The sequence below is a fragment of the Ureibacillus massiliensis 4400831 = CIP 108448 = CCUG 49529 genome, assembly GCF_000772965.1.
Lineage (GTDB): Bacteria > Bacillota > Bacilli > Bacillales_A > Planococcaceae > Ureibacillus > Ureibacillus massiliensis.
In genome coordinates, this window is sequence record NZ_JPVQ01000085.1 from 1 (window position 1) to 5,213 (window position 5,213).

At 31.9% G+C, this 5,213-nt stretch carries 5 protein-coding genes; 4 read left to right on the top strand and 1 reads right to left on the bottom strand.

Features of this window, described 5'->3' with window-relative positions; all coding sequences use genetic code 11:
• Positions 1–190: 190 nt before the first annotated feature.
• The 4 genes from CD30_RS18660 (at position 191) to CD30_RS18675 (ending at position 4,436) form a co-directional block, all read left to right on the top strand.
• Entirely contained in the window at positions 191–1,369 is a 1,179-nt protein-coding gene (locus CD30_RS18660; protein ID WP_036180521.1) for a thiolase family protein, read from the top strand.
• Between the two features lie 600 nt (positions 1,370–1,969).
• Positions 1,970–2,338, top strand: coding sequence for a BlaI/MecI/CopY family transcriptional regulator (locus tag CD30_RS18665; protein WP_084078071.1), 369 nt, complete (start codon positions 1,970–1,972; stop codon positions 2,336–2,338).
• Position 2,339: 1 nt separating this feature from the next.
• A complete protein-coding gene (locus CD30_RS18670; RefSeq protein ID WP_036180526.1) occupies positions 2,340–3,878 on the top strand; it encodes a M56 family metallopeptidase in 1,539 nt (512 codons plus the stop codon).
• 93 nt (positions 3,879–3,971) lie between these two features.
• Positions 3,972–4,436, top strand: coding sequence for a hypothetical protein (locus tag CD30_RS18675; RefSeq protein ID WP_170215875.1), 465 nt, complete (start codon positions 3,972–3,974; stop codon positions 4,434–4,436).
• 205 nt (positions 4,437–4,641) lie between these two features.
• Here CD30_RS18675 and CD30_RS18680 read toward each other — a convergent pair whose 3' ends face one another.
• A complete protein-coding gene (locus tag CD30_RS18680) occupies positions 4,642–5,157 on the bottom strand; it encodes a DUF4352 domain-containing protein (protein ID WP_036180531.1) in 516 nt (171 codons plus the stop codon).
• Positions 5,158–5,213: the final 56 nt, after the last annotated feature.

A 5,213-nucleotide genomic window follows, 5' to 3' on the forward strand; every position in this document is an offset into this window, starting at 1 on the left:
GTTGTGAGAGGGGCGAAAATTAGTTAACTTATTTTCCCTCTACTCGATTTCTATAGTTTATAAACTAAAATCTGAACAAGAGGAAATTAAAAAACTATGAATTAATAACGGTTTCGAGAGTAAATATATCTTTAGTTAGTAAAATTAGAATATAATGACCTAAAGGGGGATTTTAGGGAGGGGTTATATTATGGTTTATATTATTGAAGGTAGTAGAACTGCCTTTGGAAGCTTCGGAGGTTCTTTTTTAAACACGGAGGATGTTGATTTAGGGGTTAGTGTAACAAAAGAAGCAATTAAAAGAAGTGAAGTCAATACAGATCAAATCGATGAAATCATATTCGGAAATATCATTCATACACATAAAAACTCCGCTTATTTAGCTCGTCATATCGGGTTAAAAAGTGGTTTACCTCAAAAGTCATCCGCTTTAACTGTCAATCGACTTTGTGGGTCTGGATTACAAGCGATTCTAAGTGGGGCACAATCAATTTTATTAGGTGATGCTAATATAATCGTCGCTGGTGGCACAGAGAATATGTCACGAGCGCCTCACGTACTAAGAGGGACTCGTTTTAGTAATCCAAACAAAGCACCGGAAATTGATGATATGCTTTGGGGAACATTAACCGATGAATATATCGGATGTGGAATGGGGATTACAGCAGAAAATCTTGCAAAACAATATCAAATTACTAGGGAAGAGCAAGACGAATTTGCTGTTCATTCTCATATAAAAGCAATGAAGGCGATAGAATCAGGGCGCTTTTCAAAAGAGATTGTCCCTGTTGTGACAAAAAATGCTAAAGGGCAGGAAATTGTTGCTGAAAAGGATGAGCATGTTCGTTCAAATATTAATATTGAAAAAATGAGTACTTTAAAACCTGCTTTTTTAAAAGACGGAACAGTGACTGCTGGAAATGCAAGTGGAATTAATGATGGAGCAGCTGCAGTTGTCATCGCTTCTGAGAAAGCTGTTAATCAATATAATTTAAAACCGCTATCCAAAATTGTTGCATGGGCAGTTGCAGGAGTTGATCCGAATATTATGGGGATAGGTCCAGTTCCAGCAATACAGAAAGTTTTAAGTAAATCAAATCTTACAGTAGAAGATATTGATTTGTTTGAATTGAACGAAGCATTTGCTGCCCAAAGCTTAGCTGTTATCAAGGAGCTTCAATTAGCTCAAGAAAAAGTAAACGTTAATGGTGGGGCAATTGCCTTAGGACATCCTGTTGGTGCAAGTGGTGCACGGATCACTTATTCACTTGCAAAAGAACTCCAATTGCAAAATAAGAAGTACGGAATTGCTTCTTTATGTATTGGCGGGGGACAAGGAATTGCTGTTTTATTAGAAAATCTACAATAGCTTAAGTTGATAAAAAGTACACTAAAGTTGCAATTTTAGATTCACTTTGTCTCCTATCCTATCCTATAAAATAAAATTGATGATTCATTAACCTGGGAAAAATTGGCTTTATTCATGTCGAAATTACTTAAGTTCTTTTTATTCAAAAGTATCAGGCCTTTAAACATATATATTAGCCTACTCACTATTAATCAAAATTTGAGTAGGCTCTTTAATTTGTCAATAAAACTATAATCTAATAGATAAGTATGTTTGTATTTTTATAATTGCCAACAAATATTATGTGATTCTATTTTATTGGTGCTTTAATTCTTCTAACTAATTTTTCGGATAGCCTTATATTTTAAGAGTACTACGGTTTGTTTGAGATTGATTATGTGGATTTTCTTAGTATTTTTTAAGAAGTATTTCCGGAAGAATTTTTCCAGTTAATACTGCATTTCAACAATTATTATTTCTAGTATTTCAACACTTTTAGATGCTATTATCTATTGGATGATATAGTTCTATCACAATCGAAATTACCTTTTGACAACTATTTAAGACAGTTGTATTATATATTTAAGACAATTGACTTAAATGTGGATGAGGAGGGGAAATGTGAAAAGATTACCAGAAGCAGAGTTTGAGATTATGAAGATTGTTTGGGAAAGTAATCCTCCAATTACAACAGGGAAAATAATGGAGGATATAGGTATTGAAAAAGGTTGGAAAATTCAAACTGTAGTATCCCTAATGAATAGATTAACTGAGCGTGGATTTCTAAGTAGTGAGAAAAAAGGTAAAGAGAGGTATTATTATCCAACCGTAGAAATGGACGACTATCTAAGTTTTGAAACAGAGTATTTTATGAAGCTTTATCATAAAAGATCCTTTATGAATTTAGTAAACACACTTTATAAATCTGATAGTATTTCTGATGAAGATTTGGATTCTCTTATTAAGTGGGTGAAGGAGAAAGGAGATTGACATGCAAAGTCTAATTGTCGGATTGCTGTTCAAATCTGTATCGATGACAATTGTAGGACTGATCTTTATAGTTCTAACTCCACTACTTCTAAAGCGTTATCGTACAAAATGGCTATTTTATGGGTGGCTGATTATTCTAATAGGATTCATTTTGCCATTTTCATTTGATTCGACGACCAAGGTTATTCATTTATCTGAGTCAGCAGAAATAACCCCTAAAGAACATATTCCAATTCAAGTAACGAAAGATAATTTTATATCTGTATCAATAGAGACAATTTCAATGCTTTCGATATGGGAGACATTGATGATTATATGGATTTTAGGGATTTTCATATTTTTGAGTTATCATCTTGTAAGACATTATTTCTTTATGATGATGGTAAAAAGGTGGAGCAAAAAAGTAGATGATCCTTGTACCATACATATGCTTGAAAAGATTAAGAATGAACTGAATCTTAATGTGAAAATAAAGGTTAAACAATGTAGCTTTATCCACACACCCATACTAGTTGGCTTTATCAACCATTCTATCTTGCTTCCTATTAAAAATTATGGTGAAGAAGAGCTTAGTATTATATTAAAACATGAGTTAGTTCATTTAAAAAGAAAGGATTTATGGTATAAGGCTTTTGTAATGGTGGTTTATAGTATTCATTGGTTTAACCCGATATTATATCTATTCGCTAAAGAAATTGATAATTTATGCGAACGATCCTGTGATGATGAGGTGTTGAAAAATGCCGATATTGAACTTAGAAAATCATACAGCCAGACCATACTTTATGCAGAAAAATTCAGAAGAAGCGAGAGTGTCTTTTCAACAAATTTTATAGGAAGCTCACAAAGTATTAAAAAAAGAATTCAATCAATTATGGAGATGAACAAAAAGAAATCTGGAATTATTGTGATAGCACTGTTATTACTTCTAACTATGTGCGGATTTTCAGCTAGTTCTGTATTTACTATCTCAAATAAACCTATTAGTTATTTGGATGAAACATTTATGAAAGAATCGATATTAAAAGGTGAGAGAGCAGGAGATTTTTCTACAGATAAATTTATTATCGATCCTACGGTTATGGAGATGAAACCTGTACCCGTTGAACCAGATGAAAACAAAGAAGTGTCTAATCATAATTTGCCTGTAGGTATCGTTGCGTATGAGGCTAGATATAGATACCCAATTGAAATTATCCATAGAAATAAAGGGAATAAATATACAACATTGCTATTTATAGAGTATGATTATGAACTGTTCAAGCCTATTAAATATGATGAATTAAATTCACTTATTGCATCATATCTATTAACCGCTGAAGAAATGTTTAAATCGATAAGCTATACAGACTTCAACGCAGAAAATCTATTTAATAGGATGCAAGATTATAAGAATTTCATTGATAAACAAAATACAGATTCACGGGTAGATTTCACATTTCGCTTTAACGGGATGAAAACAAATTTAAATTTTTCGATACCAGAAGGAATGGATTTTGGTTTTCAGTCGACACCACGTTATATGTTGTCTTTACAATGATACCTATGATCTGTCATTTAAAATCGAGAATAATATAAAATTCAAAAAAGGGGGAATATAACAATGAAAAGATTTATGATGAGTATGTTAGTAATGATTTTATGTATCTCAATGCCATTGGTTACTTTTGCACAAAGTATAGAAGAATCCGAAGATGAAGATGATTTTCACATTGTAATTGATGCTACAGATACCTCAGAGCAAATTTACCAAATAGATGGGATTGAATTTAAAGTACTACCAGTATTAACTAAAGCTACTGTACCTGCTAATAGAACAGTTATAGTACGTGATATATTAAATGACGCAATACTTGGTAACGTATATATTTATGCAGATTGTATTTATGATGGACAGCGAGTATCTGCTGTTAGTTATTTTTCTAGAGTAATGTACAAACCATCATCGTCTGACTTAAGAGTAACAAATACTACACTTGAAGGAAATGGTACTAGAATGTTAACTGTTACTTCAAAAGTAGCCTTTACTGGTTCGACAGGGAAAAAAAGTAGTGGAGGTTTCGAGTTAAGAGTATACAGTAACGGATATTATCAATAAAACTATAAAATTATTGTTTACTATTCTATCTAAATTTACAAATGTGATAAAAAAGAGAACAACGCAATGATTCCATAATCTTAATACCATAATCCAATTGTATTAGTAGAAAATATTAGCGTAATTGGAGATGAAAAATCCCACAAAAAAGGATATGTTTCGATAATTATTCGAAGCATATCCTAAAATTAATATAAGTGAAAGATTAGTTTAATTTAATAACAAATGTATCTCCCGTTTTACCACCTTCAGAGATAACGATTTCTGTTATTTTTTCAGCTTCTCCTTTGTCGATTTGCCAAAAAATTGTTCCTTCATTTTTACCACCTGGACGCAAAGCTGCATATTCAAATTGTTCTACGACTGCTTCCTGTAAAGCAAATGAGTTTATTTCCATTCCATTATTATCGTAAAATTTAAAATTTGCTGAACCGAAAGTATATGGATTTGAATCTTCATTACCTATATTTTCAATCACTAAATCAAGTGCCACATATTCTTTTTCTTCGTTTAATTGATCCCATTCAGCTATATTTTGCTCCACTCTGTAGTTTGAAACTTTTAATTTATATGTATCATTGACTTTATCACCTATTATCGTATGTGTCTGAAATTCAACCTCGTCTCCAAAGCTATAGCTATATTCCTGGGGACCAGTATTAGCGTTACAAGCTACTAAAAATAGGGATAAAAAAAGTGCTCCAATAAAAATTTTTTTCATAAAATTTCTCCTCGTATATTAGTAGTAAGAGCTCTCTCCGATAGAATTTCCAGTTG